This is a genomic window from Halobaculum sp. EA56, from assembly GCF_051195075.1.
GTDB lineage: Archaea > Halobacteriota > Halobacteria > Halobacteriales > Haloferacaceae > Halobaculum.
Genome location: NZ_JBNTJX010000125.1, coordinates 1 through 829, shown reverse-complemented (window position 1 = coordinate 829; position 829 = coordinate 1). Strand labels below are relative to the sequence as shown.

The 829-nt window shown below is 60.4% G+C and carries 2 protein-coding genes; both read right to left on the bottom strand.

What is annotated here, in order from left to right:
* Positions 1 to 96 precede the first annotated feature (96 nt).
* On the bottom strand, positions 97 to 519 hold the full coding sequence (locus ACQUQ1_RS22535; protein WP_435066403.1) for a hypothetical protein: 423 nt from the start codon (positions 517 to 519) through the stop codon (positions 97 to 99).
* Between the two features lie 6 nt (positions 520 to 525).
* Positions 526 to 774 (bottom strand): hypothetical protein, encoded by a 249-nt coding sequence (locus ACQUQ1_RS22530; protein WP_049987855.1) that lies wholly within the window; start codon positions 772 to 774, stop codon positions 526 to 528.
* Positions 775 to 829: the final 55 nt, after the last annotated feature.

Genomic DNA, 829 nt, shown 5'->3' with positions numbered 1-829 from the left:
ACGAGACCCGTGACTAGGCTCGTCACGAACAGGGCGGCCATTAGCACGGAGAGCTCTCGTTGTTTCATGGGGGCTCGCGACGGGGTCAGTAGTCGCCTACCAGGGGGCGAGGTCGACGCACTGCGCCAGCGGGAGGTTCATCATCGACCCAGCTACGGTATAGAGTGGCCCGAGAGCGACGAGGACGACCGCAGACTTCATCGCCGACCGCTTGTGGCGCTTGAGGCCCTTCTTCTGCTCGGGCGTGATCGTGAACATCTCGATGAGGGAGTCAGCCTGCCACACGACTGCGAGGCCGACAATGCCCAGAGCCGTGGTAAGCTGGAAGAAGCCCTCGATCATACTGGGAAGGTTGTCCGCACTACAGACGGCATTCGTTTGTGCGGCGGCGGGTTCCACAGCGAACAGGCTCAGGAAAACCACGATGAGCGTGGCCTGTCTGGGGATCCTACTCGTCGCCGTGGACTGGCTGTCGGCGCGATTCGAAGCTGTCTCGGAGGGCGTATTATCTTGTGACATAGCGGGTTACTCCTCTGCGTCGTCGACGAGTGCCTTGAGATCGGCGTAGCGATTGGTCTCGTCGACGATCTCGTCTTTCGTGTAGCCCTGTTCGCGAGCCCGTTCGAAGAGATCTCGAAGCTCGTCGGGGTCGACATCGCGAAGCTCCATCTCATCTCGGAGGGCACGGCGGTAGAGGGCGGAACCGTTGATATGGCTGTTCCACGTCAGATACAGATCATCGATGTCTTCGATGGTGACTGCCCGTGTGATCATATGTGCGGGGTGGGTATGCACCGGTTGAGCCCCGGTCCATGGTGGTGCGATAGCT

Bases quoted from the DNA above. Each gene is read 5' to 3' on its own strand.
- ACQUQ1_RS22535 (WP_435066403.1), bottom strand. From the start codon at position 519: ATGTCACAAGATAATACGCCCTCCGAGACAGCTTCGAATCGCGCCGAC.
- ACQUQ1_RS22530 (WP_049987855.1), bottom strand. From the start codon at position 774: ATGATCACACGGGCAGTCACCATCGAAGACATCGATGATCTGTATCTG.